This is a genomic window from Streptomyces sp. VRA16 Mangrove soil (assembly GCF_017377775.1).
Taxonomy (GTDB): domain Bacteria; phylum Actinomycetota; class Actinomycetes; order Streptomycetales; family Streptomycetaceae; genus Streptomyces.
Window position 1 is genome coordinate 808,464 of record NZ_JAFVLN010000001.1, and the last position, 23,651, is coordinate 832,114.

The 23,651-nt window shown below is 73.2% G+C and carries 26 protein-coding genes and 2 pseudogenes; 17 read left to right on the forward strand and 11 right to left on the reverse strand.

Features of this window, described 5'->3' with window-relative positions; translation table 11 throughout:
- Positions 1–262: 262 nt before the first annotated feature.
- The 4 genes from J3486_RS03530 (at position 263) to hemC (ending at position 4,491) form a co-directional block, all read left to right on the forward strand.
- Positions 263–1,288, forward strand: coding sequence for a LacI family DNA-binding transcriptional regulator (locus tag J3486_RS03530; protein WP_207818416.1), 1,026 nt, complete (start codon positions 263–265; stop codon positions 1,286–1,288).
- 112 nt (positions 1,289–1,400) lie between these two features.
- Positions 1,401–2,705: an alpha/beta fold hydrolase gene (locus J3486_RS03535; protein ID WP_207818417.1), complete on the forward strand. Its 1,305-nt coding sequence runs from the start codon at positions 1,401–1,403 to the stop codon at positions 2,703–2,705.
- Positions 2,706–2,779: 74 nt separating this feature from the next.
- Positions 2,780–3,532 carry a PIG-L deacetylase family protein gene (locus J3486_RS03540; protein ID WP_207818418.1) on the forward strand — a complete coding sequence of 251 codons (753 nt, stop codon included), beginning with the start codon at positions 2,780–2,782 and terminating at the stop codon, positions 3,530–3,532.
- A gap of 26 nt (positions 3,533–3,558) precedes the next feature.
- Positions 3,559–4,491, forward strand: coding sequence for a hydroxymethylbilane synthase (hemC, locus tag J3486_RS03545; protein WP_207818419.1), 933 nt, complete (start codon positions 3,559–3,561; stop codon positions 4,489–4,491).
- Positions 4,492–4,515: 24 nt separating this feature from the next.
- Here the strand turns inward: hemC and J3486_RS03550 are convergent, their stop codons facing one another.
- Complete coding sequence (locus J3486_RS03550) at positions 4,516–4,698, reverse strand: hypothetical protein (RefSeq protein WP_207818420.1); 183 nt, start codon at positions 4,696–4,698, stop codon at positions 4,516–4,518.
- Positions 4,699–4,844: 146 nt separating this feature from the next.
- Between J3486_RS03550 and J3486_RS03555 the strand changes: the two are divergent.
- A pseudogene (locus tag J3486_RS03555) lies at positions 4,845–5,138 on the forward strand (DUF664 domain-containing protein); the annotation flags it as partial.
- 69 nt (positions 5,139–5,207) lie between these two features.
- On the opposite strand, the gene J3486_RS03560 reads toward J3486_RS03555, so the two are convergent.
- Both J3486_RS03560 and J3486_RS03565 read right to left on the reverse strand, forming a co-directional pair.
- Positions 5,208–6,584, reverse strand: coding sequence for an MFS transporter (locus J3486_RS03560; RefSeq protein WP_207818422.1), 1,377 nt, complete (start codon positions 6,582–6,584; stop codon positions 5,208–5,210).
- On the reverse strand, positions 6,581–7,174 hold the full coding sequence (locus tag J3486_RS03565; RefSeq protein ID WP_207818424.1) for a TetR/AcrR family transcriptional regulator: 594 nt from the start codon (positions 7,172–7,174) through the stop codon (positions 6,581–6,583). The genes J3486_RS03560 and J3486_RS03565 overlap by 4 nt, the downstream gene beginning before the upstream one ends.
- 140 nt (positions 7,175–7,314) lie before the next feature.
- Between J3486_RS03565 and J3486_RS03570 the strand changes: the two genes are divergently transcribed.
- Positions 7,315–8,154: an enoyl-CoA hydratase/isomerase family protein gene (locus J3486_RS03570; RefSeq protein WP_207818426.1), complete on the forward strand. Its 840-nt coding sequence runs from the start codon at positions 7,315–7,317 to the stop codon at positions 8,152–8,154.
- Between the two features lie 39 nt (positions 8,155–8,193).
- On the opposite strand, the gene J3486_RS03575 is transcribed toward J3486_RS03570, so the two are convergent.
- A complete protein-coding gene (locus J3486_RS03575) occupies positions 8,194–8,562 on the reverse strand; it encodes a MerR family transcriptional regulator (protein WP_207818428.1) in 369 nt (122 codons plus the stop codon).
- 59 nt (positions 8,563–8,621) lie between these two features.
- On the opposite strand from J3486_RS03575, the gene J3486_RS03580 reads away from it, so the two are divergent.
- Positions 8,622–9,053, forward strand: a complete 432-nt coding sequence (locus J3486_RS03580; protein ID WP_207818941.1) for a PPOX class F420-dependent oxidoreductase — start codon at positions 8,622–8,624, stop codon at positions 9,051–9,053.
- Between the two features lie 15 nt (positions 9,054–9,068).
- Here the strand turns inward: J3486_RS03580 and J3486_RS03585 are convergent, their stop codons facing one another.
- Positions 9,069–9,968: an SDR family oxidoreductase gene (locus tag J3486_RS03585; protein ID WP_207818429.1), complete on the reverse strand. Its 900-nt coding sequence runs from the start codon at positions 9,966–9,968 to the stop codon at positions 9,069–9,071.
- A 25-nt stretch (positions 9,969–9,993) separates the two neighbouring features.
- Positions 9,994–11,022, reverse strand: coding sequence for an NAD(P)/FAD-dependent oxidoreductase (locus tag J3486_RS03590; RefSeq protein ID WP_207818430.1), 1,029 nt, complete (start codon positions 11,020–11,022; stop codon positions 9,994–9,996).
- Positions 11,023–11,122: 100 nt separating this feature from the next.
- On the opposite strand from J3486_RS03590, the gene J3486_RS03595 reads away from it, so the two are divergent.
- From J3486_RS03595 to J3486_RS03620, 6 genes and pseudogenes are all read left to right on the forward strand, one after another.
- The gene (locus J3486_RS03595; RefSeq protein ID WP_229377380.1) at positions 11,123–11,752 is read left to right on the forward strand and encodes a helix-turn-helix domain-containing protein; all 630 of its coding nucleotides are present in this window, start codon (positions 11,123–11,125) and stop codon (positions 11,750–11,752) included.
- A gap of 84 nt (positions 11,753–11,836) precedes the next feature.
- A complete protein-coding gene (locus J3486_RS03600) occupies positions 11,837–12,823 on the forward strand; it encodes an NADPH:quinone oxidoreductase family protein (protein WP_207818431.1) in 987 nt (328 codons plus the stop codon).
- Positions 12,820–14,004 (forward strand): acyl-CoA dehydrogenase family protein, encoded by a 1,185-nt coding sequence (locus J3486_RS03605; RefSeq protein ID WP_207818432.1) that lies wholly within the window; start codon positions 12,820–12,822, stop codon positions 14,002–14,004. The genes J3486_RS03600 and J3486_RS03605 overlap by 4 nt, the downstream gene beginning before the upstream one ends.
- Positions 14,001–15,119 carry an acyl-CoA dehydrogenase family protein gene (locus J3486_RS03610; protein ID WP_207818433.1) on the forward strand — a complete coding sequence of 373 codons (1,119 nt, stop codon included), beginning with the start codon at positions 14,001–14,003 and terminating at the stop codon, positions 15,117–15,119. Before J3486_RS03605 ends, J3486_RS03610 begins: the two co-directional genes overlap by 4 nt.
- Positions 15,120–15,483: pseudogene (locus J3486_RS45120) on the forward strand (ABC transporter ATP-binding protein); the annotation flags it as partial.
- 12 nt (positions 15,484–15,495) lie between these two features.
- Positions 15,496–15,873 carry a VOC family protein gene (locus tag J3486_RS03620; RefSeq protein WP_207818435.1) on the forward strand — a complete coding sequence of 126 codons (378 nt, stop codon included), beginning with the start codon at positions 15,496–15,498 and terminating at the stop codon, positions 15,871–15,873.
- Between the two features lie 6 nt (positions 15,874–15,879).
- On the opposite strand, the gene J3486_RS03625 is transcribed toward J3486_RS03620, so the two are convergent.
- Positions 15,880–16,398, reverse strand: a complete 519-nt coding sequence (locus tag J3486_RS03625) for a hypothetical protein (RefSeq protein ID WP_207818436.1) — start codon at positions 16,396–16,398, stop codon at positions 15,880–15,882.
- A 231-nt stretch (positions 16,399–16,629) separates the two neighbouring features.
- On the opposite strand from J3486_RS03625, the gene J3486_RS03630 reads away from it, so the two are divergent.
- Both J3486_RS03630 and J3486_RS03635 read left to right on the forward strand, forming a co-directional pair.
- Positions 16,630–17,487, forward strand: a complete 858-nt coding sequence (locus tag J3486_RS03630) for a phosphatidylinositol-specific phospholipase C/glycerophosphodiester phosphodiesterase family protein (protein ID WP_207818437.1) — start codon at positions 16,630–16,632, stop codon at positions 17,485–17,487.
- Positions 17,488–17,612: 125 nt separating this feature from the next.
- Complete coding sequence (locus J3486_RS03635) at positions 17,613–17,807, forward strand: hypothetical protein (protein WP_207818438.1); 195 nt, start codon at positions 17,613–17,615, stop codon at positions 17,805–17,807.
- Positions 17,808–17,847: 40 nt separating this feature from the next.
- Here the strand turns inward: J3486_RS03635 and J3486_RS03640 are convergent, their stop codons facing one another.
- Positions 17,848–19,098 carry a phosphodiester glycosidase family protein gene (locus tag J3486_RS03640; protein ID WP_207818439.1) on the reverse strand — a complete coding sequence of 417 codons (1,251 nt, stop codon included), beginning with the start codon at positions 19,096–19,098 and terminating at the stop codon, positions 17,848–17,850.
- 38 nt (positions 19,099–19,136) lie between these two features.
- Positions 19,137–19,493, reverse strand: coding sequence for a DUF779 domain-containing protein (locus tag J3486_RS03645; protein WP_207818440.1), 357 nt, complete (start codon positions 19,491–19,493; stop codon positions 19,137–19,139).
- A gap of 75 nt (positions 19,494–19,568) precedes the next feature.
- On the opposite strand from J3486_RS03645, the gene J3486_RS03650 reads away from it, so the two are divergent.
- Positions 19,569–19,925 (forward strand): hypothetical protein, encoded by a 357-nt coding sequence (locus tag J3486_RS03650; protein WP_207818441.1) that lies wholly within the window; start codon positions 19,569–19,571, stop codon positions 19,923–19,925.
- 39 nt (positions 19,926–19,964) lie between these two features.
- Here the strand turns inward: J3486_RS03650 and J3486_RS03655 are convergent, their stop codons facing one another.
- Positions 19,965–21,122 carry a hypothetical protein gene (locus tag J3486_RS03655; protein ID WP_207818442.1) on the reverse strand — a complete coding sequence of 386 codons (1,158 nt, stop codon included), beginning with the start codon at positions 21,120–21,122 and terminating at the stop codon, positions 19,965–19,967.
- 247 nt (positions 21,123–21,369) lie between these two features.
- Between J3486_RS03655 and J3486_RS03660 the strand changes: the two genes are divergently transcribed.
- A complete protein-coding gene (locus J3486_RS03660) occupies positions 21,370–21,990 on the forward strand; it encodes an L-threonylcarbamoyladenylate synthase (protein ID WP_207818443.1) in 621 nt (206 codons plus the stop codon).
- A gap of 13 nt (positions 21,991–22,003) precedes the next feature.
- On the opposite strand, the gene J3486_RS03665 is transcribed toward J3486_RS03660, so the two are convergent.
- The gene (locus tag J3486_RS03665) at positions 22,004–23,632 is read right to left on the reverse strand and encodes a CdaR family transcriptional regulator (protein WP_207818444.1); all 1,629 of its coding nucleotides are present in this window, start codon (positions 23,630–23,632) and stop codon (positions 22,004–22,006) included.
- Between the last annotated feature and the right edge of the window lie 19 nt (positions 23,633–23,651).

The following is a 23,651-nucleotide window of genomic DNA, read 5'->3' on the forward strand; positions in this document are numbered from 1 at the left end:
CGATTCAATGCGGGGTGGAGGAACTTAGAGGCAGCTGTGACGGGAGGCAAGGGGTGTGCAGTCATGTACCTGTGCAGGCGCATTGACAGGGGATGCTTCCGGACGCAGAGTGGCCGGGTTGTCCGAGCGAAACGATTCAAGCTTTGTGTCGCATCGAGGGGCGGAACCTGACCGGGGGAGACGTTCGGCGTGCCGAACGTCGATCGGATCGCCCCGCGTAGACTCCCTCTGCCGCACCTGCTCACCTGGAGGATCACACCCGATGGCACAGTCCGTGGGGATCAAGGACGTCGCCCGTGTCGCCGGGGTGTCCGTGGGCACCGTCTCGAACGTGATCAACCGGCCGGACACCGTCGCCGAGGAGACCCGGGCCCGCGTCCTTTCGGCCATCGACCGGCTCGGCTACGTCCGCAGCGAGTCCGCCCGCCAGCTGCGCGCCGGACGCAGCCGCATCATGGGCCTGCTCGTCCTCGACATGGGCAACCCGTTCTTCGTGGACGTCGCGCGCGGCGCCGAGCGGGCGGCCCGCCAGGCCGGGCTCGGCGTGATGGTCTGCAACAGCGCGCAGAGCGTGAGCGAGGAGGCCGAGTACCTCTCCCTCTTCGCCGAGCAGCGGGTGCGCGGCGTGCTGCTCACCCCGGCCGAGGCGACCGGCCGCACCGTCGAGCAGTTCCGGCGCCACGACATCCCGTTCGTGCTCGTCGACCGGGTCGCCGAGGGCGCCACCGAGTGCTCCGTCTCCGTGGACGACGTCAACGGCGGCGCGCTCGCCGTGCGCCACCTCCTCGACGCCGGACACCGCCGGATCGCGTACGTCAGCGGCCCGCCCGCCCTCAATCAGGTCAAGGACCGCCGTCAGGGCGCCCTGCGCGCTCTCGACGAGGCCGGGCTGCCCGCCTCGGCCCTGCACGAACTGCCCACCGAGCGCCTCGACGTCGCCGCCGGACGCGACGCGGGCGCCCGCCTCCTCGGCCTCGCCGACCGCCCCACCGCCGTCTTCTGCGCCAACGACCTGCTCGCCCTCGGCGTCCTGCAGTCCCTGTACGCGGCCGGGGTGCGGGTGCCCGAGGACATCGCCATCGTCGGCTACGACGACATCGAGTTCGCGGCCGCCGCCGCGGTGCCGCTCACCTCGGTGCGCCAGCCCGCCGTCACCATGGGCGCCCTCGCCGCCGAACTCCTCCTGGACGAGATCGAGGCCGCGGACCGCGGCGGCAGGCACGAACACCGCCGTGTCGTGCTCCAGCCGGAACTCGTCGTCCGCGGTTCCAGCCTGGGGGCGCGCTGACCTCGGCCGCGCACATGTGCTGAAGTGGACAGCAGTACGTTTTCCCGTACTCACCCTGCACCGTTTCCCCTCGTGTCCCCTCGTACCACCGCACTTGCGCACAGGAGCCGTTTTGAGCGCCGCCAGCTACCGTCAGGCCGGGGTCGTCCTCACCGACCGCCGCTTCTTCGTCCCCCTGGACCACGAGGCCCCCGACGGCGAACGGATCGAGCTGTACGCCCGTGAGGCCGTCGCCCCCGGCCGCGCCCACGACGACCTGCCCTGGCTCGTCTACCTCCAGGGCGGCCCCGGCTTCGGCGCCCACCGCTTCTCCGGAACCCAGGCCTGGCTCGGGCGCGCCCTCCAGGACCACCGCGTCCTCCTCCTCGACCAGCGCGGCACCGGTGCCTCCACCCCCGCCAACCGACAGACCTTGCCGCTGCGCGGCGACGCCGAGGCGCAGGCCCGGTATCTCACCCGCTTCCGCGCCGACTCGATCGTGCGCGACTGCGAACTGATCCGCCACGAGGTCACCGGCGGCGCCCCCTGGACGGTGCTCGGCCAGAGCTTCGGCGGCTTCTGCGCCGTCCACTACCTGTCGGCCGCGCCGGAGGGCATGGCGGCCGCCGTCATCACGGGCGGACTGCCGACCCTCGACGGCCACGCCGACGACGTCTACCGCGCCGCCTACCCGCGCGTCGAGCGCAAGGTGCGGGAGCACTACGCCCGTTACCCGATGGACGTCGAGCGGGCCCGCGAGATCGGCGCCCACATCGCCGAGCACGAGCCCGTACTGCCGAACGGCTACCGGCTGACCCTGGAGGCCTTCCAGTCCCTCGGCATCTGGCTGGGCGCGGGAGACGGCAGCGACCGGCTGCACTACCTGCTGGAGGACGCGTTCGTGCGCACCCCGGCCGGCCGGGACCTGTCGGACTCCTTCCAGGAACAGGTGGCCGGCGCCCTGTCGTTCGCCGCGGCCCCGCTGTACGCGCTGCTGCACGAGGCGATCTACGCACAGGGCGGCCGGGCCACCGACTGGTCCGCGGAGCGGGTGCGCGCCGAGTTCCCCCGGTTCGACGGGGTGCGGAGCCTGGAGGGCGACGGACCGCTGTACTTCACCGGGGAGACCATCCACCCCTGGCAGTTCGACTGCGACCCGGCGCTGCGGCCGCTGCGCGACACCGCGCACGCGCTGGCCGCGCGCACCGAGTGGACGCCGCTGTACGACCCGTCCCGGCTCGCCGCCAACGAGGTGCCGGCGGTCGCGGCCGTCTACCACGACGACATGTACGTCGACACCGGTCACGCGCTGCGCACCGCCGGGACGATCCGCGGACTGCGGCCCTGGGTGACCAACGAGTTCGAGCACGACGGGCTGCGGGCCGGCGGCCCGCGCGTTCTGGACAGGCTGCTGGGGATGGTGCACGGGGAGATCTGAGTCCTCCCGGGCATTGCCGGGCGGTGCGGCAACCGGACGCGCCGCCTCCCCCTTCCGGCGCCTACGCTGCCCTCATGAGCCTGCCCGAGCAGAACACCCCCGCCCAGTTGCAGCCCATGCCCGACGACTGGCAGCGCGCCCTCGCGGTGGTCGCCCACCCCGACGACCTGGAGTACGGCTGCGCCGCGGCCGTGGCCGCCTGGACCGACGCCGGACGCGACGTCACGTACGTCCTGGCCACCCGCGGCGAGGCCGGCATCGACACCCTGGAGCCGGACAAGTGCGGCCCGCTGCGCGAGCAGGAGCAGCGGGCCAGCGCCGCCGTCGTCGGGGTCGGGGCCGTGGAGTTCCTGGACCACAAGGACGGGGTCGTCGAGTACGGCACGGCGCTGCGCCGCGACATCGCCGCCGCGATCCGCCGCCACCGTCCGGAACTGGTCATCACGCTCAACCACCGCGACACCTGGGGCGGCGTCTTCTGGAACACCCCCGACCATGTCGCCGTGGGCCGGGCCACGCTCGACGCGGCGGCCGACGCGGGCAACCGGTGGATCTTCCCCGAACTCGTCGAGCAGGGCCTCGAACCGTGGAACGGGGTGCGCTGGGTCGCCGTCGCCGGTTCCGCACAGCCCACGCACGCGGTCGACGCGAGCGCGGGCATCGAGCGCGCGGTGCGGTCGCTGCTCGAACACCGCACCTACATCGAGGCGTTGACGGACGAGGACCCCGAGACGTACTGCCGCACCTTCCTCACGCAGAACGTGGAGCGGGTCAGGGAGCAGTTCGGCGGAAAGCCCGCGGTGCCTTTCGAGGTCTTCGGCCGCTGACGTCACGAGGGGCCTATGGTGTCGGGATGGCAGCTGAGTTGATCCGAATTGTCTCCCGCTCGTCACCGATGGCCCTGGCCCAGGTGGAGCGTGTACGCGCCGAACTCGCCGCGCTCCACCCGGGGATCCGCACCGAGGTCGTGCCCGTCACCACCAGCGGCGACAAGTGGATGGGCGATCTGGCGCGGCTCGGCGGCAAGGGCGCCTTCACCAAGGAGGTCGACCAGGCACTGCTCGACGGCCGCGCCGATCTCGCCGTCCACTGCCTCAAGGACATCCCGGCGGACCGGCCGCTGCCCGAGGGCTGCACGTTCGCCGCGTACCTGAAGCGCGACGACGTACGCGACGCCCTCATCGACCCGAAGGGCCGCACCCTCGACGAACTGCCCGAGGGAACCCGGGTCGGCACGTCGTCGGTCCGGCGGATCGCCCAACTCGCCGCGAGCCACCCGCACGTGGAGTGCGTGCCGATGCGCGGCAACGCCAACCGGCGCCTGGAGAAACTCGCCGCCGGCGACGCGGACGTGCTGCTGCTCGCCTTGTCGGGGCTCGAGCGGATCGGGCGCACGGACGTCGTCACGGAGGTGCTGACCCCCGAGGTGATGTGCCCGCCGATCGGCGCCGGGATCCTCGCGCTGCAGTGCCGCGCCGACGACGAGAGGACCCTGGACACGGTCAGTGGCCTCGGGTACCACGACACGTGGCGGGAGGCGACCGCCGAGCGCATGTTCCTGCACGTGCTCCAGGGGCACTGCAACTCGCCCGTCGCCGGATACGCGCGCGCCGGCCGCAGCGGTGATCTGTCGCTGCGGGCCTGCGTGTTCACGCCCGACGGGAAGCGGGTGCTCAACGCCCAGGAGTGGGCGGGGCCGTTGGACCCCGCCACCCTGGGGATGTCGGTCGCGGTGGCCCTGCTGCGGCAGGGCGCCCGCGAGCTGATCGACGGGATCGCTCACTGAGCGGACACCGTCAGGCCCGCTCGCTCAGGGCCACATCGAATTCTGCTGCGCGGCGTTGGACGTACCGTTCGCCCTGGCGAACCCCTGCTCCATGGCCGCGCGCTCCGCGGCGCCCCGCTCGCCCGCACCACCCCTGCGCCGCACCGCGAGGAGCAGGCCCCCGACCACCGCGGCCAGGACGATCAGCAGAACGACGACAAGAACCATGTCGACCCCCCATCGACTCGGCGGAGCGCTTCGGCTCCGCGATGATCCTCATCATCACCCAATAAGTCGGCGGCGGAAAGGCCCTTCGGTCAGGCGATGAGCGCGGGGGCGTGGAGGGGGCGGCGGGGCCGCGCTGGGTGCGCGGGATGCCGCAGCCTTCCGAAGAGGCCCCGGCGGAGGTTCCCGCGTTCCTCGCCGGCCCGGCCGGCGACGTCTCCGACTCCCGCGAACTGCTTCTCGGCCATGGGGACCGGTACCGCGAGGCGCTGACGCGCAAGCTCGCCGGGCTCTTCGACCAGCAGCTCCGCACCCCCGTCGAACCGTCGGCCTGGTCCCCGCCCGGGCTGGTGCAGCACCTCGGCCGGGTCGAACGGCGCTGGAGACGCCGGGGGTTCGCCGCCGAGGACGTCGCCGCCCGTCCGCCCGGCGGGGAGCACGAGGAGTGGACCGCCGCCCCCGACATCCCCACCGCGCGGATCCTGGCCGCCTACCGGGCCGAGGACGGGAGGCTAGTGAGCCGCTTCCCGTACGGCGGTCCGTTCGCCGTGCGGAAGCTTGAGCGCGGCCACCGTCCCGAGGCAGGCGGCCGCTGCCAGGACCGTGAGGGTGGTGCCCATCGACGTCGCGACGTCGGATCCGGACGCGAGCAGGGTCGTCGCCGTCGCGACCCCGAGCACGGGGCCGATGTTCATCGCCGTCTGCTGGAGGCCGCCGGCCACCCCGGCATCGGCGACGGCGGCGCGGCGCACCACCACCTCGGTCGCCGCCACCATGACCGCGCCGAACCCGATGCCCATCGCGACCGCGCAGGCCGCCACCTGCCAGCCGCGGGCCGTCGTGTCCAGCCGGCCGAAGGCGAACACGCCCGCCGCCAGCAGGAGCGTCGCGGCCGATGCGACCGGGCGGGTGCCCAGGCGGCGCAGCAGCATCGGGCAGAGCGGCGCCGCGAGGACCATGCACAGCGCGGCGGGCAGCATGCGCAGCGCCGTGCCCAGGGCGTCGAGCGCGAGGACGTCCTGGAGGAAGTACGTCGCCACGAACAGCGTGCCCATGAAAGCCGCCGACGCGGTCAGCAGGACGCCGAGCCCCGCCGCCACCGCGGGCGAGGCGAGCAGCGCGGGGGAGAGCAGCGGGTCCGGGACGCGGCGCTCATGGACGACGAAGGCCGCCGTCGCCGCGCACGCCCCGACGAGGGCCGCGACCGTCACCTGTGACCAGCCGGCACCCGGCAGCGTCACCAGTACCGCGACCAGGCAGGCGAGGGCCGCCCCCAGCAGCAGCGCGCCGCCTCCGTCGAGGTTCCTCGTCCGCCGCTCGGTGTGCTCCCCGGGGTCCGGTGCGCACAGCACCAGAACCGCGATCGCCACGGCGGGGAGCACGCTCAGGAAGAACGCCGAACGCCAGCCCAGGTGGGCCGTGAGCACCCCGCCGACCAGGGGGCCCGTGGCCGCGGCGACCCCGATCGCGCTGGTGCGCAGGGCGATCGGCATGCCGAGTTCGTCGGGCGGGTACGCCGCCCGCAGCATGCCGAGCGTCGCCGGCTGGAGCAGCGCCCCGCACACCCCCTGGACCACGCGCAGCGCGATCACCGCACCGATGCCCGGCGCGCACCCGATGCCCGCGGACGCCGCCGCGAACCCGAGCGTGCCGTATCCGAAGAGCCGCCGGTGCCCGAACCGGTCGCCGAGCCGCCCCGCGAAGACCAGCAGACTCGCCACCGCGATCAGATAACCCGTGCTCGTCCACTGGACCTGGGTCAGCGAGGCGCCCAGATCGTGCTGGAGCGCGGGCTGGGCGATGGTCAGCACCGTGCCGTCCAGCGCCACGAGGACCGCGCCGACGACACTTCCCGCGAGCGTGACGCGCCGGTGCGCGCGGCCGGTCATCGGGGCGCCGGGCCCAGGTGGGCGTCGAGCACCGAGGCGAGGAGCGGCTCGATGTCGTCGACGGCGACGGCGAGTTGGAGGCTGCCCCAGCCCCAGAGCTGGGCGACGCCGTGCAGGTTGGCCCACAACGCGCCCGCCACGAGCCTGGGTTCGGCCTCGGGGCGGACGCCGGCCACCAGCTCCGTCAGCATCGCGAACAGGGGCAGGCTCGTGTCGCGCAGTCCCAGTTCGTCGCTCTCCAGCAGATCGTGACGGAACATCAGCTCGTACATGCCGCGATGCTCCGCCGCGAACGCGAGATAGGTGCGGGCCAGTGCGGCGATCCGGCGGCGCGGTTCCGCGGCTGCCCCGCGCAGCGCGAGCGTCGCTTCCTCTCCCAGCTGCTCGAAGCCGCGCCGGGCGATCGCCGACAGCAACTCCAGGTGGGTGGGGAAGTAGCGGCGCGGCGCCCCGTGCGAGACCCCGGCGCGCCGGGCGATCTCCCGCAGCGACAGCGCCGCCGCGCCCTCCGCGTCCACCAGGGCCACGCCTGTGTCGACGAGGCGGTCCCGCAGGCCGCCCCCGGTCCCGCTGTCTTCTCCGGTCTGCATGGACACTGTCTACCCGATCGACGTAGACAGTGTCTACTCCACTCGTCGGGGCGCGGCCCTTCAAGGTGTCGACCCGGGCCGCTACGCTGCGCGCCGCCAGGCAGAACCCGTGGGGGAACCCGACGACCGCTGGGGGCCGCATGATCGACACGACCGACCTCTCGATCCCCGACGGCGACGAACGGCGGCTGCGCCTGGACGTGGAGAAGGACGGCGTCGGCGTCGTCACGCTCTGCCGCCCGGCCAAGCTCAACGCCTGGAGCTGGGAGTCCAGCCGACAGCTCGGGGCGCTGGCCGACCGGATCCGCTTCGACGACCGCATCCGGGTCGTCCTGCTGCGGGCCGAGGGCCGGGCCTTCTGCGCGGGCATCGACGTCACCGCGCCCGGCGGCGGCATCGAGGGGGACAGCCGGTCCGCCCGCAGCCATGCCTACTACGAGGGGATCCGCTGGGTGCACGAGCGGTTCGCCGCGTTCGCCCGCCTGCCGCAGCCCGTCGTCGCCGCCGTGCAGGGGTACTGCCTCGGCTTCGGCTTCGAGCTCGCCCTCATGGCGGACGTCCGGATCGCCGCCGACGACGCCGTCTTCGCCCTGCCGGAGGCACGGCTCGGCGTGGCCGTCGACGCGGGCGGCGACCTGCGCATCGCACGTGAGGCCGGTGCGGGCTGGGCCAAGTACCTGGCCCTGACCGGCCGGCGCATCGACGCCGACACCGCGCACCGGCTCCACCTGCTCCAACAGGTCGTCCCGGGCGACGGGTTGGCGGACACCGCACGAGAACTGGCCGCGGAGATCGCCGCCAACGCACCCCTGGCCGTGCGGTCCGTCAAGCGCGACATCGACACCTACGCCGACGCGGGCCTCGACACGGCCCTCGACCGGGTCGCCATGAGCGCCGCGCTCACCCTCACATCGGACGACGCCACCGAGGGCTTCACGGCGCGGGCCCGCCGGGAGGCGCCGCGGTTCCGCGGGGTGTGAGGCATGCGGGGCGCTGCCGCATCCTCTCGGTGCCGGGCGTCAGACAGCCGGAGTGCTCAACCGCTCCGTCGCCTCGATGTAGCTCTGCAGCAAGCCGCGTGTGCGGACGAGGGTGTCGATGTGGGCGTCCAGGTCCGCGCGTCGGTCCCGCAGTGTGGTCAACAGCTCCTCGCAGGGCCCCAGTTGTGGGGTGGAACCGGTCGCGCACGGGAGGATCGACGCGATGTCCCGGGTGGAGAGGCCCGCCTCCAGGAGGTGGCGGATCCGGCCGACGGTGAGCGGTGCGTCGTCGCCGTAGTCGCGATAGCCGTTCGGGCCGCGCCGGGGGCGCAGCAGGCCCTGGGACTCGTAGTAGCGCAACTGGTGCGTGCGCACCCCGGTCCGCCGGCTCAGCTCCCCGATCCGCATGCCGTGTCCCCCTTGACCTTCACACCGGTCTGAAGGTCGATGATTCTGCCATGTCTGCCATGTCTGCCACGACCTTCGACCCCCGCGCGCTGCTCGCCCAGAGCCGACTCGGGGTGCTCGCCACCCTCAAGTCCGACGGGCGGCCCCAGCTCTCGCCCGTCACGCCCTTCTACGACCCGGCCACCGGGGCCCTGTACGTGTCGATGACCGAGGGGCGGGCCAAGACGGCGAACCTGCGCCGCGACCCCCGTGCCGCCCTGGAGGTCACCGCCCCCGACGGGAGGTCCTGGGCGACGGCCGAGGGCGTCGTGAAACTGACCGGTCCCGGCGACGACCCGCACGGGCCCGAGGTCGAGGCGCTCGTCGACCACTACCGGCTGGCCGCGGGAGAGCACCCGGACTGGGACGAGTTCCGGACCGCGATGGTCGCCGACCGGCGCGTGCTGATGGTCATGGAGGTCGAGCGCGTCTACGGGCAGCGCATCGGCTGAAGCCGACCCGCCCCGTCACCCGTCGACGAACGGCCCCCGCCCCATCTGCTCCCGCACCGTGGCCACCGGCGCGTTCACCAGAGCGCGCCGCTGCCAGTTCGCCCCGTCCACCACCAGCGTGTGGCCGCTGACGAAACGCGCGTAGGGGGAGGCGAGGAAGGTGGCCGCCCAGCCCAACTCCCGTGGCGCGCCCACCCGGAGAGCGGGCTGGCGGGCGCCGGGGTCCTCGGCCCGGTCCAGGTTCGCGCGGATGTCGGACGTCATGTCGTCGTGCGGCATGAGCCCCGGCACAAGACCGTTGACCTGGATGCCGTACGGACCCCACTCCACCGCCAGCGTCTCCACCAGGTTCTTCACACCCGCCTTCGCCGCCGCGCTGTGCGCGTATCCGGGCCCGCCGGTCCACGCGTACGAGGCGCCGACCGCGATGACCGACCCCGGTGTGCCCGCCGCCAAGTGCCGGCGGCCGAACTCGCGGCTCATGAAGAACGTGCCGTTGAGCGTGATGTCGACGACCGAACGCCAGCCGCCCGGGCTCAACTCCTCGGCCGGGACGGGAAAGTTCGCCGCCGCGTTGTTCACCAGGACGTCCGGGACGCGGCCGTGCGCCGCCACCGCCGCGTCGAAGACCTCGGCGATCCGGCCCGCGTCCCGGATGTCACAGGTCGCCGCCGTCACCTTCCCCGCGCCCTCCACCGCCGCCAACTCCTCCCGCGCGGGCGCCAGATGCTCGCCCTTGCGGCTCACGATCATCACGTCCGCGCCGAGCCGCGCGAACTCGGCCGCGATCGCCCGGCCGAGCCCGGTCCCGCCCCCGGTCACCAGCACGATCCGGTCGTCGTACGTGCCCGGGGGCAGCGCCGAGGCGCCGAGCGGGGGAGGGGCGGGCAGTCCGGGCGGATCGGGAGTCGTCATGCGGCCATGGATACCGCTTGCACCCTCAACTTGCCACGCCCGCGCCCGACTTGGTGCGGGCCCGCGCCACCGCCCGCTCCCCCTCCGGCGAGAAGGCCCCGGACCGGCGTAGCTCGGCGCCCCGCGCGGCATCGGAGGTGACCAGCTGCGCGTTGATGAAGGCGCCGGCCCGGTAGCCCGCGCTCGCCGCGTTGATCACCTGCTCCGCCGCACCGGCCGCGTTGCCCACCGCCCACACGCCCGGCACGCTGGTCTGCCCCGTCGGGTCCACGGACACGAACGGGCCCGCCGGAGTCTCCTCGGTACGGGCGCCGAGCGCGGACAGCAGACCGTCGCGCGGCACCATCCGCGTCGGCACCACGAACACCGACCGCGGCAGCACCCGCCCGCTCGCGAGCCGCACCCCGGTCAGCCGGTCGTCCGTCACCACGAGGCCGTCGATCCTGCCGGTGGCCACGCTCACCCCGGCCGCGGCCAGCAGCTGCCAGTCGTCGTCCGGCAGCTCGTCCGCGTCCGTGTCGTCCAGGAACAGCGTCACGTCGTCGGAGAGCTGGCTGAACAACAGCGCCTGATGCGTGCCGACCGCCTTCCGGTACAGCACGCCGATCGGCTGGTCCCGCACCTCCCAGCCGTGGCAGTACGGGCAGTGCAGCACGTCCTTGCCCCAGCGCTCGGCGACCCCGGGCACGTCCGGCAGCTCGTCGACCAGGCCGGTCGCGATCACCAGGCGGCGCGCGTGCACCCGGCCGCCGTCCGCGAGCTCCAGATCGAACTCGCCGCTCCCGTCCGGCTCGGCCGACGTCACCCGGCCCCGCACCAGCTCCACGCCGTACCCGGAGACCTCCCTGCGCACCTCGGCCAGGAACGCGCCGGGCGGCATGCCGTCGCGCGAGGGGAAGCCCTGCATGTGCGCGGCCGGTGCGTTGCGCGGCTCGCCCGCGTCGACGACCAGGACCGAGCGCCGGGACCGGCCCAGGATCAGCGCCGCCGACAGTCCCGCCGCGCCGCCTCCGACGACCACGACCTCGTACGTCTCCCGCTGCGTGCTCTTCATGGGTTCACCTCGTTCGATCGCCGGCTCATGCCTCATGACCGCCAAGGTGCACCCGATCTACGGGATTGACAAACACGTTTGCCGAAACTGCAATGGATGGATGAACGCACACGCAGACGACCCCCAGGGGACCGCCCCCGATGTGAGCATGGATGACGTGCTCTCCGGTGTCGGTCCCCGGCTGCGCGCCCTGCGCAAGGAGCGCGGCGCCACGCTCTCCGGGCTCTCCGAGACCACCGGCATCTCCGTCAGTACGCTCTCCCGTCTGGAGTCGGGCCTGCGCAAGCCCAGCCTGGAGCTGCTGCTGCCGATCGCCCGCGCCCACAAGGTGCCGCTGGACGAGCTGGTGGGCGCCCCGCCGGTGGAGGACCCCCGGGTGCGGGCCGCGCCGGTCACGCGGCACGGGCGCACCATGATTCCGCTGACCAGGCAGCCCGGCGGCCTCCAGGCGTACAAGATCATCGTGCCGCAGGGGAAGGCGGAGCCCGACCCGCAGACCCACGAGGGCTACGAGTGGATCTACATGCTGTCCGGCAAGCTGCGGCTCGTCCTGGGGGAGCACGACGTGGTCCTCGTCCCGGGGGAGGCGGCCGAGTTCGACACGCGCGTCCCGCACTGGTTCGGGTCGACCGGCGAGGGGCCGGCCGAATTCCTGAGCCTGTTCGGTCCGCAGGGGGAGCGGATGCACGTACGGGCGCGGCCCGCCCGCGCGCCCCGCTCCGAGGAGTGAGGCACCAGGGCATTCACAGAAGGGCAAGCGACCGCTTAGTATGCAGCCGAACCGTGTGACGAAGCAGTCCCGTGGAGGCCCCGCATGCAGGCATGGCAAGTGCACGAGAACGGCGAGCCGAGCGAGGTGATGCGCCTCGAAGAGGTGGAGCGCCCCGTGCCCGGCGAGGGGCAGGTCCTGCTCAAGGTGCGCGCCGCCAACATCAACTTCCCGGACGCGCTGCTGTGCCGCGGCCAGTACCAGGTGCGGCCGCCGCTGCCGTTCACCCCCGGGGTGGAGATCTGCGGCGAGACCGAGGACGGCCGCCGCGTCATCGCCAACCCGGCGCTGCCGTACGGCGGCTTCGCCGAGTACGCCGTCGCCGACGCCCGTGCGCTGCTGCCCGCGCCGGACGCCCTGGACGACGCCGAGACCGCGGCGCTGCACATCGGCTACCAGACGGGCTGGTTCGGACTGCACCAGCGGGCCCGCCTCCAGGAGGGCGAGACGCTGCTCGTGCACGCCGCCGCGGGCGGGGTCGGCAGCGCCGCCGTCCAGCTCGGCAAGGCCGCCGGGGCCACCGTCATCGGTGTCGTCGGCGGACCCGAGAAGGCCAAGGTCGCCCAGGAGCTGGGCTGTGACGTCGTCATCGACCGGCGTTCCGAGAACGTCATCGCCGCCGTGAAGGAGGCGACCGGCGGCCGTGGCGCCGACGTGATCTACGACCCGGTGGGCGGCGAGGCGTACACGCAGTCCGCGAAGACCGTCGCCTTCGAGGGCCGGATCGTCGTCGTCGGCTTCGCCTCGGGCACCATCCCGAGCCCGGCGCTCAACCACGCCCTCGTGAAGAACTACTCGATCATGGGCCTGCACTGGGGCCTGTACGCGCAGAAGAACCCCGGGCTGATCCCGCACTGCCACGAGCGGCTCACCGAGCTCGCCGCGAGCGGCGCCATCAAGCCGCTGGTCAGCGACCGCGTCGACCTCGCCGACGCCCCGGCCGCCGTGCAGCGCGTCGCCGACGGTGTCACCACCGGCCGCGTCGTCGTGGTGCCCGGCCTCCGCGCCCGTACGGAAGGAGCCGCCGCATGACCGTCGACGCAGCTCAACTGCGCACCCTCACCCAGGAGTTCCTTGCCGCCCACCCGGTGGCGACCACCTCCCGCGAGGACTTCCTCAGCGCCCGCTTCGACGCGGGACTCGCCTGGGTGCACTACCCGGAGGGCCTCGGCGGGCTCGACACGCCGCGCGCCCTCCAGGCCGTCGTGGACGCCGAGCTGGAGGCCGCGGGCGCCCCCGACAACGCGCCGCGGCGCAACGGCATCGGCCTCGGCATGGCCGCGCCCACCATCCTGCGCTACGGCACCGAGGAGCAGAAGCAGCGCTTCCTCAAGCCGCTGTGGACCGGCGAGGAGGTGTGGTGCCAGCTGTTCAGCGAGCCCGGCGCCGGCTCCGACCTCGCCGCGCTCGGCACCCGCGCCGTCCGCGACGGCGACGACTGGGTGGTCAACGGCCAGAAGGTGTGGACGTCCGGCGCGCACAACGCCCGGTTCGCCATCCTCATCGCCCGTACCGACCCGGACGTGCCCAAGCACAAGGGCATCACCTACTTCGTGTGCGACATGACGGACCCGGGCGTCGACGTGCGGCCGCTGCGCCAGATCACCGGCGAGGCCGAGTTCAACGAGGTGTTCCTGACCGACGTCCGGATCCCCGACGCCCACCGGCTCGGCGAGATCGGCGACGGCTGGAAGGTCGCCCAGACCACCCTCAACAACGAGCGCGTCGCCATCGGCGGCATGCGCATCCCGCGTGAGGGCGGCCTCATCGGCATCGTTGCCGACGTGTGGCGCGAGCGGCCCGAGCTGCGCACCCACGATCTGCACCAGCGGCTGGTGCAGCTGTGGGTCGACGCCGAGGTCGCCCGCCTCACCGGTGAGCGGCTGCGCCAGCAGCTCGTCGCCGGACACCCCGGACCCGAGGGCGCCGGCATGAAGCTCGGCTTCGCCCGGCTCAACCAGGAGATCAGCGGCCTGGAGCTGGAACTCCTGGGCGAGGAGGGCCTGTTGTACGACGACTGGACGATGCGTCGCCCGGAGATCGTCGACTTCGCGGGCCGCGAGGCGGGGTACCGCTACCTGCGGGCCAAGGGCAACAGCATCGAGGGCGGGACGAGCGAGGTCCTGCTGAACATCGTCGCCGAGCGCGTTCTGGGCCTGCCGTCCGAGCCGCGCACCGACAAGGACGTCGCGTGGAAGGACCTGGCCCGATGAGCGCACAACACGCACAGAGCGACCTCTTGTACTCCGAGGACGAGGAGGCGCTGCGCGCCGCGGTCCGCGATCTGCTCGCCGACCACTGCGACGCCGCGTCCGTCCTCGCCCGCGTGGAGAGCGACACGCCGCACGACCGCGAGCTGTGGAAGCACCTCGCCGAGAACATGGGCCTGGCAGGGCTGCTCGTCCCCGAGGAGCGCGGCGGCCAGGGTGCCACGCACCGCGAAGTCGCCGTCGTCCTGGAGGAGTTGGGGCGCTCCGTCGCCCCGGTCCCGTATCTGACGAGCGCGGTCATCGCCACCGAGGCGCTGCTCGCCTGCGACGGCGAGGGGGGTGAGGAGGCCGCGACCCTGCTGTCCGAGCTCGCCTCCGGCCGCGCGATCGGGGCGCTCGCGGTGCCGCTGTCGGCGACCGCGGGGCGCGAGTTCAAGGACGTACGGGAGGCGGGCGGTACGCTGACCGGGCGCGTCACCGGTGTCGCGGACGCCGCCGTTGCCGACGTGTTCCTCGTGCCGACGCCGAGCGGGCTGTTCGCCGTGGACGCCGCGGCCGACGGTGTCACGGTCGAGCCGCAGACGAGCTTCGACCGGACGCGTCCGCTGGCCGCGGTACGCCTCGCAGGGGCCGCCGGACGGCTGCTCACCGGCACCGCGGCGCCCGCGGTGCGCCGGGCCCTGCGCGCCGGGGCCGGACTGCTGGCGTCCGAGCAACTCGGCGTCGCCGACTGGCTGCTGACGGAGACGGTCCGCTACACGCGCGAACGCCACCAGTTCAACCGGCCCGTCGGCTCCTTCCAGGCGCTCAAGCACCGGCTCGCCCAGCTGTGGCTGGAGGTCGTGCGCGTCCGCGCGACCGCCCGCAACGCGGCGGACGCGCTCGCCACCGGCAGCGACGACATCGACGTCGCGGTGGCCGTCGCCCAGGCGTACACCGCGCCCGTCGCGGTCCATGTCGCCGAGGAGGCGCTCCAGTTGCACGGTGGTATCGGCATGACGTGGGAGCACCCGATCCACCTCTACCTCAAGCGTGCCAAGGCGGACTCGATCGCCCTCGGCACCGCGGGACGCCACCGGGAGGAGCTGGCCGAACTCGTCGACCTCCGGGCGCCGTGAGGCGGCGCGAGGCGCATCGCGGAGCCGGCGGGCGCGGTGGGGCTCGGCGCCGGCCTCCTCGGGCGCAGGCCCCAGGAGGTCGGCCCCGGTCAGGTGCAACGCGCCTGTCCGGAACGGGCGTTCGCGCTGCGCCCGCGCTGCCTGATCTGCCACGAGATGACCGCCCTGCTGGACGCGTCGACCGCCGCCTCTCTCGTGCGCTCTCGTGGGCGTCGTCGAGGAGTTCCGGCGGGAGACGGGCGCCGGGCTGCCGGCTGTCGGCCACGACCGGGTCCTGCCGGAGCGGGGGTGCGGACGGACGCTGCAGTGGGGCGAGTTGACGGAGCCGACGCGTAACTCGGTGGACAACGACCGCCGTTCGTGATCGATTCGGCGCATGACTTCACTGATCCGTCACGTCACCATCGACTGCGCCGACCCGTACACCCTCGCGGGCTTCTGGGCCGAGGCGCTGGGTGGTGCCATCACCGACGAGGACAAGCCCGGCGACCCCGAGGCCCTCGTGGAGAGCGCCTCCGTCGGCGTGCTGTTCATCCGCGTCCCCGAGGGCAAGGACGCCAAGAACCGCGTCCACCTCGACCTCCAGCCCCAGGAGCGCACCCGCGACGAGGAGGTCGACCGGCTGCTCGCCCTCGGTGCCACCCTCCAGGGCGACCACCGCAGGCCCGACGGCACGGGCTGGGTCACGCTGCACGACCCGGAGGGCAACGAGTTCTGCGTGGAGCGCAGCGCGGCCGAGCGGTCCGCCGGCTGACCGTGGTCAGCCCGCCGGCTCCCGGACCGTGAGCTGCACCCAGGTCTCCTGCCGCAGACCACCGAGGCCCGCTTCGGTCAACTGGGCCGCCACATCCACGACTTCGCGCGCGCCGTCCGACCGAGGGCGCTCCTTCTCGATCAGGACGGCGGGCGCCTGGATGTACGGCGCGTCGCCGCACAGGTGCAGCGTGGCCGGATCCTTACCCGTGTCCCCCAGGGTGAAGCGGCCGTCGTCGAGCGAGTCCAGGCCCTCGGTGACGAGCCCGGTCCGCCGCAGATAGGTGTTCATCGCCTGACGCGTGCTGTGGAAGGAGACCGCCAGGACCGTGCCGTCGGCCGCCCGTCCGGCATACGAGTAGTAGTGCACGTCCGTGGCGTCCACGGGCAGCGACAGCCGGGCCTGGCCGAGCGCCGGTTGCAGCGGAACCGTGCTCCCCTCGCAGGCCCGCGCGTCGTCGAAGGGATGCCCGGCACGCCCGAACACCGCCCAGGCCCCCGTGCCCACCGCGGCCAGCAGCACCACCGCCGCCACGGTGCACCCCGCGCGACGTCCGCGGATCGGTCCACCTCGCACAGCGCCTCCCACCCTTGATGCGTCCATGATCGGCCACACTGTACGGCAGGACTCCCGAGCGCCCCGCGGCAGGTGAACCACAGGCGGCGGTCCGGCCAACTCCCCCCACAGGGCTGCCCTCCGGCACCACGGGCCGCGCATACTCACCCGTGTCCCACCGGCCCACCACGGGAGGCACACATGGCCCTGACCACCCGCCGCAGAGCCCTCGGCACACTCGCCGCCGCACTGGCCACCGGTGTCGCCGCACCACAACTCGCCCATGCCACGGGAGCCGAGCGCGGCCCCCGCCCCCTGCTGCGCGCCCACGCCCACAACGACTACGAGCACCCGCGCCCGCTGTTCGACGCCCTGGACCACCGCTTCAACAGCGTCGAGGCCGACATCTACCTCGTCGACGGCGAGCTCCTCGTCGCCCACGACCCCGTCGACCTCGACCCCACGCGCACCCTCGAATCGCTGTATCTCGCGCCGCTCGCCGACCGCGTCCGCGCCCACCACGGCTCCGTGTACCAGGGGTGGCGGGTGTCGCTTCAGCTCCTCATCGACATCAAGACCGAGGGCGCCGCGACGTACCAGGAACTCGACCGGCAACTCCGCCGACACCGCGGCCTGTTCACGACGTACGCGAACGGGCGCGTGCGCACCGGGCCCGTCACCGCCGTCGTCTCCGGCGACCGCGCCGCGGGCCCGGTGATGCGGGCCCAGCGCACCCGCAGCGCCTTCTACGACGGCCGCCTCACCGACCTCGGCAGCGCGGACCCGGCGTCCTTCATCCCGCTCATCAGCGACAACTGGACGAACAACTTCACCTGGCTGGGCGGCGGTCCGATCCCCGCCGCCGAACGCGACAAGCTGCGCGGCATCGTCTCCGCCGCCCACGCTCGTGGCCAGCGCGTCCGCTTCTGGGCCACGCCCGATGTCGCCGGGCCCGAACGGGACGCCCTGTGGGCCGAGTTGATCGCGGCCGACGTCGACCACCTCAACACCGACGACCTCGCGGGACTCGAAGCCTTCCTCGACGCCCACGACCGGTGATCCGCGCCCGGTGACTGCCGGTTAACACCCGTTCGGGGGACAGGTCGTGCCCCGGCGTGCGCCCTCCGCTGCGCCACACTTGCGGCCGAAAGCCACGGTGTTGACGTGGCGGAGGAGGCTCGGCGATGTCACTGTCCATTTCCCTCGTGCTGCTGCTCCTGATCGTGGCGGTGATCTTCCTGCGCAGCGGCGCCATGAAGCTCTCGCACGCCCTCGTCTGCGTGTTCCTCGGCTTCCTCCTCGCCGGCACCGGCGTCGCCCCGACCCTCCACAACGGCATCGACGCGACCGCGAGCCTGGTCAGCAGCATCAAGCCCTGACCGGCTCGCGGCCCTGCCTGCGGGGGAGTTCAGCGGCCGGTCAGCGCGAGAACACACCTATCCCGTTGGCCACGGCGCGCTCCGGGGTGTCCGTCGGATGATTGAGGACCGCGACCTTCGCGGCCCCGGGCTCCCGCGCGACCAGCGTCGACGATCCGCCGCCGTCGAGACTGAACGCGTCGTCCGTCCCCAAGTCCGCCATCGTCGTGGCCACTTCGGCCATCGACAGACCCGTGCGATAGGCGGGCGCGCCGTCCAGGGCGAGCAGGACGAGGGTGCGGCCGCCGTCGGCGATGCCCGCCGCCGTGCGGACCGCCGACGTCTTCGCGTCGAGACCCGGCAGCGGGGCCCCGTCGCGCAGCACCGGATAGCCGCCGACCGCGAACCGGAACGGCACGCGCGAGTCCGCCGCGACCAGTCGGTGGTGCACCGACACCGGATCACCCGGCGAGAGCTTCCGCAGCCACTGCGCGCCGGCCTCCCGGCCGACCAGCACGGTGGTCCCGTCGGCCGGCGCACCGCTGCCCGGAGTGTCGGCCGCCGCCACGACCCGGCCGTGGCGCACCGTCACCTCGTACGTGTCCGTGCTGCACGGGGCGGCCCGCTGGGTGTCCGTGCCGCAGGTGGCCCGCACCCGCGACACGCTGCCCCAGTCGGGCGTGAACGCCCCTACCGAACCGACCGGCAGCGCGTACTGGTTGAGCCCGCCCAGCGGCACGGAGTCGTCCCGGGTGCGGACGCTGCCGTCGAGCGCGAGGCTGTCGAGGCGGGCCCGCCGGTCGACGCCGACGCCCAGCACGTCCCGCGTCGACGTGCCCGGCGGCAGCGCCGGTCCGAACCGCTGGCCGTCCGGCACCGCGGCCTTCAGCGTGTGCCCGCTCGCGATCGCCGGGCCCACCGCGGCCCCCGTCGCCTCGACCCCCGGGTGCTGCGACTCCGTGATGTTGAAGAAGTCCCCGTTCACACCGCCCACCGCACCGCCCGCGTCCGCCATCGCCGAGACGGTGGCGCGCGCGCCGACCGCGCCCGGGTGCAGCAGGTCGACGCGTACGTGCGGGTCGCGCAGGTCGACGGTGAGGACATGGGCGTGCGCGGTGCCCTTGGCGGCCGGTATGTCGAACTCGGTGTAGGTGACGCCCGGCGCCACCTCGGTCCCGGACGCGGCACTGGCCGGAGCGGCGCCCGTCAGGGCCGTCCCGGCCAGCAGGCCCGCGACGCCGAGCGCCGCGAGAAGTCTGGTCCGTCCGCCACGGATGTGTCTTCTGCCGAGTGTGTCAACTCTCTTCTGCATCAGGGGAGTTCAGCAGACGACACGGGTCCCGTCGATGGCTAGGTACCGACCAGCCGGGAACGGATCAGGAAACGTACGCCCTCCGGCGCCTCCAGCGAGAACCCGCTGCCGCGGCCCTCGACGACATCGACGATGAGCCGCGTATGACTCCACACCTCGTACTGGCTCTTCGACATCCAGAACGAGACCGGCTCCGCCACCCCCTCCACGGTCAGTTCGCCGAGCAGCACGTCGGAGCCGCCGGTGCGGAACTCGCCCGCCGGATAGCACATCGGGGCGCTGCCGTCGCAGCAGCCGCCGGACTGGTGGAACATCAACGGGCCGTGAGCCGCGCGCAGCCGCCGCACCAGTTCGGCGGCCGCGGACGTCAGCTCCACGCGGGGTACGTCGGTCATGGTGCGTCAGTGTCGGCGCGCGTACGTTGCGACGACGTTGCACACATGCGGGCCGCTCCCGCATAGGCTCCCCGCATGGAACAGAGGGAGATCATCCTGCGGGCGATCGGCGTGCTGACCGAGACGCAGGAGATGGTGCGCAGACTCAGCGACGGCGAGGCGCTCGACACCGACCTGACACAGCTGGGGCGGCTCGTCTCGGAGGTGTTCCCGACCGTGGAGATCCCGGCCGGGGCGAGCGCGGAACAGGCGGCGGAGCTGACCATCGCCGCGCTCATGCCGGCCAGTGTCTCGCTCGTCGAGGCGTTCGCGTTCCTCTTCACGCAGCTCGCCAAGGTGCACGACGAGGGACACAGCGACGTCAACTCCGCCGAACTGCTGCAGGAGATCGCCGTGCGCATGTCCGACCCGGGCGAACCCGGGTCGGACTGAGAAGGGCCGAGGAGGACCGAAGAGGGCCGGGGAGCGCGGTTACTTGTTCGGGTCGCGGAAGCGGCCGAACGCCTTCGTGAGCGCGCTGAGCGGCGAACCGTCCGGCTTCAGCCCCGGCGGCGTCAGCGGCAGAGCCGACGTCGTGCCGTCGCCGCGCCGGGCCTCGGTCAGCGCGGCCTGCGCCGCCTCGGCGGCCTCCTTGTACGCGTCACGGGACTTGGTCATCGCCTCCAGCGCGTCGGCGTACTTGGTGACCATGTCCTGCGCGTGCGTCAGCTCCTCGTCGGGCGTCAGCAGATGCCAGCCCGCGCGCAGCCGGGCGACGGCCTGCTCCGCGTCCTCGGGCAGCGGGCGCGGCAGCGTCGCGAACTCGACGATCCTGGCGATGAGTTCGGCGGGCTCACTGCCGTCCAGGAAGACGTTGCGGACCTCCGCCCGCTCCGCGTCGTAGCCGGGCAGCGGCGGCTGCGTGGGCAGCACGACGGCGCCGCCGCGCGGCATCCGCACGTTCAACTCCCGCTTCATCGCGAAGTCGGCGATCTGCGACTGCTCGGGCGAGGCCCGGTGCTCGATCACCCGGTGCCGCAGGGCGGGCGGCAGGAACGGGGTGATCGGCTGCTGTCCGCGCGCGTCCGGTGTCATCGCCTCGTGCACCACGACATGCGTGTACCAGCTGCGCCGCGCACAGTCCCTGAGCTGGTGGCGCAGCTCGTCGTCGTCCTTGGGCAGATGGTTCGTGTCCCGCAGCCGCAGACCCGCGACGGTGTCGTGGTCCCACGGAACCCGGTCGCTGTCCGGCCAGAACATGGCCGCGGGGGACGGCCAGTCCAGCGCCCAGGGGCGCTCGGCCTCCGCGGCGAGCACCCAGGTCGTGCCGGTGCCGTCCTTGCGGCGCTCCGGGGCGTACGTCGTCAGCTGCGCGCGCACCGTGACGTCGTCGGCGACGCGCCAGCGGGCCTCGAACAGACGGCGGGCGAGCGGGCCCGGGTCGGCGTCCGCGTCACGCGGGTGCAACACCGTGGAGCGGGCAGCCTCGACCGGATCCAGATCGAGGAAGTCGTCGAGCACACCGGCGGCTTTGAGCGCGATGAGGTTGCGCCGGACGTCCTGCTCGGGCTCGGGTCCGAGGTGCCGCCCGCGGGACAGCCACACGGTGTCGGGGGCGGGAGTGAAGGAAGCGTTCTTCTTAGAGGCCATGGAGTCGTTCTGTGGGCGATCGGTGCGCAACCAGTATGGTCCGTGAACCTGTCAATGCGCTCGGGCGGGGTGGGTCGGTGTCGGGATTGTCGCGCGTGCGAGCCGAATCCGTGGGATCGCGAATGCCGCGTGTGTCGCGCATGCCGTGACTCACCCTCCGCACCCTCTCTGCACCCTCTTGTTCATCGTGCACGGACACCGCGGGCCGTACCGCCGTCCACCGCGCACGATCCCGTAGGCTCGGCGGATGGCCAGGTACTTCGACGTCCACCCCGCGAACCCGCAGGCGCGCATCATCAGCGCGGTTGCCGACGGCATCCGCGACAGCGCACTTGTCGCCTATCCCACGGACTCCTGTTATGCACTCGGTTGCCGACTGGGCAACCGGGAAGGTGTCGAGCGGATCCGGTCGATCCGGCACCTCGACGACAAGCACCACTTCACGCTGGTGTGCCAGGACTTCGCACAGCTGGGCAGATTCGTGATGATCGACAATGACGTGTTCCGCGCGATCAAGGCGGCCACGCCCGGCAGCTACACGTTCATCCTGCCCGCGACCCGCGAGGTGCCGCGTCAGCTCCAGCACCCGAAGAAGAAGACCGTCGGCGTGCGCATCCCCGACCACGTCGTCACCCAGGCGCTCCTCGCCGAGCTCGGCGAGCCGCTGCTGTCGAGCACCCTGCTGCTGCCCGGCGAGGACGAACCGCTCACCCAGGGCTGGGAGATCAAGGAGCGCCTCGACCACGTCGTGGACGCCGTCCTCGACTCAGGCGACTGCGGCACCGAACCCACCACCGTGATCGACTTCTCCGGCGGGGAAGCCGAGATCGTGCGGCGCGGCGCGGGGGACCCCGACCGCTTCGAGTGACCGCGCCGCCGCGTCAGCGGGTCGGGAACGGCCGGTCCGGCGCCGTCGGCGTGTCCAGCGCGAGCCGCAGATGCAGGACCGCCGCGAGCCGGTGCTCGGCGTCGTCCAGGTCGAGGCCGGTCAGGGCGACGGCGCGGCGGATGCGATAGCGCAGCGTGTTGGGGTGGACGTTCAGCTCCTTGGCGACGGTGGCCACGTCACCGAACGCGTCGAGGTAGCGCAGCAGCGAGCGGGCGGTGTCGCCGCCGTGGGCCCGGTCGTGCGCGACGAGCGCGTCGATCGCGGGCCAGCGCACGTGCGGGGCGTCACGCAGCAGATCGAGCGTGTCGCGGACCAGGAGCGCGGGCGTGAGCCGGGTGTGCGAGGCGACCGGCTGGTCCGGGGTGCGGGTCATCAGCTGCAGGCCCCGGTAGCCGTGCATCTTCATGGCGGGCACATCGCTCAGCCGGGTGGCGCGGCCCCCGACGACCGCCTGCACCTTGCTGCCGGTCAACCGGCGCAGGGTGACCACCAGATCGGCGGCCCAGCGCTCCAGCGGCGCCTCGTCCGCGGGCGCAGCCGCCGGGCACGGCAGGATCGCGTAGATCTGGCCGCACGCCTGCGCGACGAGCGCGTTCTCCCGGTGCGCCGCCGCGTGCACGGAGACGACACCGGCCGCCTCGGCGCGCTGGGCGTCCATGCCCTCGGTGGGCAGCCGCAGATCGACGGCCACGACATCGGCCGACGCCGCCGGGTCCACGCCCAGGTGCGCGGCGAGCGCGCCCGCGTCGAACCGCCCGGTGAGCAGCCCGTGACTCAGCTCCTCACGGGAACCGAGCCGGGCCCGTGCATCCCCCCGGAAATAGTGGTCGACCAGCTGGAACGAGGCCAGCCGCGCCGCGCCGCGCAGCACCTGCGCCGCGTTCTGCGCCAGCTGCGCCGAGCCTTCCTGCACCCAGATCGTGCCGAGCGGACGCCGGCCCGCGTTCACCCCGATCACCAGGCGCGCCCGCGCACCCAGCTGGGGCTGCGCGGCGACCTCGATCACCTCGTCGCCGGCCCGGACCCGCCGGTACACGCCCTGCTCGCGCAGCAGCTTCAGATAGGGCTCGGGGCAGTCGCGGCCGAGCACGGAGCGGCGGCGCAGCTCGTCGGCCTCCTCGCCGGGGCCCGCGTACGCGACGACCCGGTGCGCACTGTCCTCGACGCTGACCACGCCGCGGGTCAGCGTCGCCACGGTCTGCGCGAGCGAGAACAGGTCACGGGCGCCGTCCGGCCCGTACCGCCCGCCGTAGGCGAGCACCGCGCGCAGCTCCGCCTCCGCGCGGTCCCAGCGCAGGGCGGCGGGCACACCGAGCACGGGCAGGCCCGCCACCTCGGCCGCCTCCCGGGTGTCGGGCGCGATCTCGCCGTCGGCGATCTTGAAGGCCACGGCCGCCGCGCCCGCGATCGCCGCGGCGCCGAGGAAAGCGGCCGCCTCGTCGGCGCGGACCCCGACCGCCAGGATCAGTGCCCCGGAGACGTCGTGCAGCGGCTCGTCGGGTCCGGCCACGACGATGTCCGCGACCGCGACCTCGTCCCGGCCGGAGCAGGCCGCACCAGGGCCCAGGGCGTCGGCGAGCCGACGTACGGACGGCGGAGCGGCGGCGAGAGCGTCGGGCATCGGCACAGAGTAGTGAGCG

Coding starts and splice junctions, on each gene's coding strand:
- J3486_RS03530 (WP_207818416.1), top strand. CDS start 263: ATGGCACAGTCCGTGGGGATCAAGGACGTCGCCCGTGTCGCCGGGGTG.
- J3486_RS03540 (WP_207818418.1), top strand. CDS start 2,780: ATGAGCCTGCCCGAGCAGAACACCCCCGCCCAGTTGCAGCCCATGCCC.
- hemC (WP_207818419.1), top strand. CDS start 3,559: ATGGCAGCTGAGTTGATCCGAATTGTCTCCCGCTCGTCACCGATGGCC.
- J3486_RS03550 (WP_207818420.1), bottom strand. CDS start 4,698: ATGGTTCTTGTCGTCGTTCTGCTGATCGTCCTGGCCGCGGTGGTCGGG.
- J3486_RS03560 (WP_207818422.1), bottom strand. CDS start 6,584: ATGACCGGCCGCGCGCACCGGCGCGTCACGCTCGCGGGAAGTGTCGTC.
- J3486_RS03565 (WP_207818424.1), bottom strand. CDS start 7,174: ATGCAGACCGGAGAAGACAGCGGGACCGGGGGCGGCCTGCGGGACCGC.
- J3486_RS03570 (WP_207818426.1), top strand. CDS start 7,315: ATGATCGACACGACCGACCTCTCGATCCCCGACGGCGACGAACGGCGG.
- J3486_RS03575 (WP_207818428.1), bottom strand. CDS start 8,562: ATGCGGATCGGGGAGCTGAGCCGGCGGACCGGGGTGCGCACGCACCAG.
- J3486_RS03580 (WP_207818941.1), top strand. CDS start 8,622: ATGTCTGCCACGACCTTCGACCCCCGCGCGCTGCTCGCCCAGAGCCGA.
- J3486_RS03585 (WP_207818429.1), bottom strand. CDS start 9,968: ATGACGACTCCCGATCCGCCCGGACTGCCCGCCCCTCCCCCGCTCGGC.
- J3486_RS03590 (WP_207818430.1), bottom strand. CDS start 11,022: ATGAAGAGCACGCAGCGGGAGACGTACGAGGTCGTGGTCGTCGGAGGC.
- J3486_RS03595 (WP_229377380.1), top strand. CDS start 11,123: ATGAACGCACACGCAGACGACCCCCAGGGGACCGCCCCCGATGTGAGC.
- J3486_RS03600 (WP_207818431.1), top strand. CDS start 11,837: ATGCAGGCATGGCAAGTGCACGAGAACGGCGAGCCGAGCGAGGTGATG.
- J3486_RS03605 (WP_207818432.1), top strand. CDS start 12,820: ATGACCGTCGACGCAGCTCAACTGCGCACCCTCACCCAGGAGTTCCTT.
- J3486_RS03610 (WP_207818433.1), top strand. CDS start 14,001: ATGAGCGCACAACACGCACAGAGCGACCTCTTGTACTCCGAGGACGAG.
- J3486_RS03620 (WP_207818435.1), top strand. CDS start 15,496: ATGACTTCACTGATCCGTCACGTCACCATCGACTGCGCCGACCCGTAC.
- J3486_RS03630 (WP_207818437.1), top strand. CDS start 16,630: ATGGCCCTGACCACCCGCCGCAGAGCCCTCGGCACACTCGCCGCCGCA.
- J3486_RS03635 (WP_207818438.1), top strand. CDS start 17,613: ATGTCACTGTCCATTTCCCTCGTGCTGCTGCTCCTGATCGTGGCGGTG.
- J3486_RS03640 (WP_207818439.1), bottom strand. CDS start 19,098: ATGCAGAAGAGAGTTGACACACTCGGCAGAAGACACATCCGTGGCGGA.
- J3486_RS03645 (WP_207818440.1), bottom strand. CDS start 19,493: ATGACCGACGTACCCCGCGTGGAGCTGACGTCCGCGGCCGCCGAACTG.
- J3486_RS03650 (WP_207818441.1), top strand. CDS start 19,569: ATGGAACAGAGGGAGATCATCCTGCGGGCGATCGGCGTGCTGACCGAG.
- J3486_RS03655 (WP_207818442.1), bottom strand. CDS start 21,122: ATGGCCTCTAAGAAGAACGCTTCCTTCACTCCCGCCCCCGACACCGTG.
- J3486_RS03660 (WP_207818443.1), top strand. CDS start 21,370: ATGGCCAGGTACTTCGACGTCCACCCCGCGAACCCGCAGGCGCGCATC.
- J3486_RS03665 (WP_207818444.1), bottom strand. CDS start 23,632: ATGCCCGACGCTCTCGCCGCCGCTCCGCCGTCCGTACGTCGGCTCGCC.